Source organism: Vibrio sp. V10_P2A27P122, assembly GCF_963874335.1.
GTDB lineage: Bacteria > Pseudomonadota > Gammaproteobacteria > Enterobacterales > Vibrionaceae > Vibrio > Vibrio anguillarum.
Genome location: NZ_CAWNHY010000192.1, coordinates 1 through 2,672 on the forward strand (window position 1 = coordinate 1; position 2,672 = coordinate 2,672).

Here is a 2,672-nt window from a genome sequence, read left to right on the forward strand (position 1 = left end):
AATCAGCAAAGAAACAAAAAACTCAAATTGAGCGGTTTGGAAGAAAAGTGACGAGCGTAGCATGCTCGGCGGACGTTTGGATGCTGAAGGTTATTTTGCCGCTAAACTCACAACGATAAACAACCCAACGCGATCAAGAAACAACAAATATGTGATGATTATTTATTGTTTAAATTCAGCCATGAAAACATGGAATTTACTGTTCAATTCAAACTCGATTTAGCTGATAAAAACTCACTTTGCCTAACGCCCTGTTAAGGTGTGAGCAACGCAATACCGAAGCCGCCGCATATCACCTTAAACACCATACGCAACGCATAGTAAAAATGCCACGCGTTGCGAATCACTCTTAAACAGTTTGTTAGCTACATTATGGAACGTTGTAGTTTCTGAATGCACCATATAAAATAGTTGCATAATTAATAGGGAGAAGAAAGTGGATTTTAACAAAGAAAAAGAGTACATCTGGAAAAAGCTCGCTGAGATTTCCACTGACCTCAACAGCACAAATAGTGAGTTAGAAAAACTACAAGCAGGTTTACCAGACCCTTTAAAAATAGCCGCTCAAGCATCAAAGAAAACTTCTGAGTATAGAAACCGCGCACAAAAAGCAAAGGAACAAGCTGAAAGCCATGAAGCACTAATTGCTCAACTTATTGATACCACCCAAAAGTCTGCATCAAATATCTCTGAGCTTGAAGAACATATAAAGGCTATCGACAGCGATGCAAGCGCTGCACTTGAAAATATAACCGAAAGTGACAAACAAGTTGAACACCTTACCAGTAATATCGAAATTAACCTTGAAAGGCTACAAGACCTAATATCTGAAGTAGATACGTTAAAGGAATCTACGGATACTATTTCAGAATTGAAAAATGACAGTGAAACCTCAACTGCACGCATTCGATCACTTTTATCCCAGGCCACAGATAGAAAACGTGAAATCGATATCTTGTATGATGAGATTTTTGGTTATGATGAAGAAGATCCTGAAACTGACGAAGTTAAGCATGTAGAAGGGCTCGTAGAGCAACTAAGACGAACCTACAAAGATTTAAAATCTCAGCTAGCAACTCTTGCAAAGGAAGCTCAAAACAGGCATTCAGAGCTTGATGAAAATCTAAACAAAATCCAATTAGAACAGCAAGATATGTTTGATGCATACATCAGTCAATGTAAAACCACATATGATGAAACCCTGAAAGAAATTCGTTCCCTATTACCTCAAGCATTAACTGCTGGATTAGCATCAGCTTACGATGAAAAAATTAAAATCGAGCAAGTGGAACAAAAAAAGTACGAGAGTACTTTTACTAATACGATATTTGCATTAATGGTTATTTCTCTAATTCCCTTTGGAGTAAATGCTTATCGCATGCTTCAAGGAGCTGATCTTGTACTCTTAATTAAAGATACTCCATATTTGTTGAGCACAATGCTACCACTATATGTCCCTGTACTGTGGCTAGCGTACTCTGCCAACAAGAATTACAAACTTTCTAAACGTTTAATTGAAGAATACACACATAAAGGCGTAATCAGTAAAACGTTCGAGGGGCTATCCAACCAGATAAATGAGTTAGATGACCAAGATATCAGTCAAGAGCTAAGGGTTAAACTCCTGTTTAACATTGTCAGTGCAAGCCATGAAAATCCAGGAAAGCTGATATCTGATTATAATAAATCAGACCACCCTCTTATGGATGCACTAGATAAGAGCTCACAACTAGCTGATGCAGTCACGAAGCTTGCCAACATTCCAGGTTTTTCCGCTATTGCCCGAAAACTAGATGACAAAGCCAATAAAATCATTGATGTCGAAGCGAAGAAAGTAGAAGCCACTTTGAATGCGGATGAGACAGAAAAACCGCCTCAAAATTCACAATAGTCATTGTAGGGGCTTGAGTTACGCGAGCCCCTGTAGCTAACGCCCGGCTAAGGGGTTGACAACGCACCGCCGAACTCAAAAAACACACTGTAAACACTGAACTTCAATTTTGCACTAAAGCCGCCACGCGTTGGCAATCCCTCTTGAGCCGTTTGTTAGGCCAACCGATTGACAACGACACTTTCAAAACCAAAGAACGAGCTTTTTTGTAAACTTGAAACAAACTAACCGATTCATTTATAAACCAAAATGCTGAATCAACAAAGAAACCAAAAAACTCAAATTGAGCGGTTTGGAAGAAAAGTGACGAGCGTAGCATGCTCGGCGGACGTTTGGATGCTGAAGGTTATTTCACCGCTAAACTCACAACGAAAAGCAACCCAACTCGATCAAGAAACAGCAAATATGTGATGATTATTCATTTGCTTAAGTTCAGCCATGAGAACATGGAATTTACCGTTCAATTTCAACTCGTTTTAGCTGATAAAAACTCACATTGCCTAACGCCCGGCTAAGGGGTTGACAACGCACCGCCGAACTCAAAAAACACACTTAAACACTGAACTTCAATTTTGCACTAAAGCCGCCAAGCGTTGGCAATCCCTCTTGAGCCGTTTGTTAGCTGAATTTTTCAAACGGTTTTAGAAGACCATTTCGTTCGTTTAGTAAAGCATGACGCTCTTCTTCTGAAACAAGGTTCAAAATAAGCGATATTTCTATGAACCTTGTATGAGCCTCTCTAAAAACCTTAGACTCAAAACAACTTTCTATCCAATAGAGC

1 protein-coding gene is annotated in these 2,672 nt (G+C 39.3%); it reads left to right on the top strand.

Annotation, left to right across the window (positions count from 1 at the left end):
• The first annotated feature begins 436 nt into the window (after positions 1-436).
• Entirely contained in the window at positions 437-1,891 is a 1,455-nt protein-coding gene (locus AACQ17_RS08435; RefSeq protein WP_094167564.1) for a hypothetical protein, read from the top strand.
• Positions 1,892-2,672: the final 781 nt, after the last annotated feature.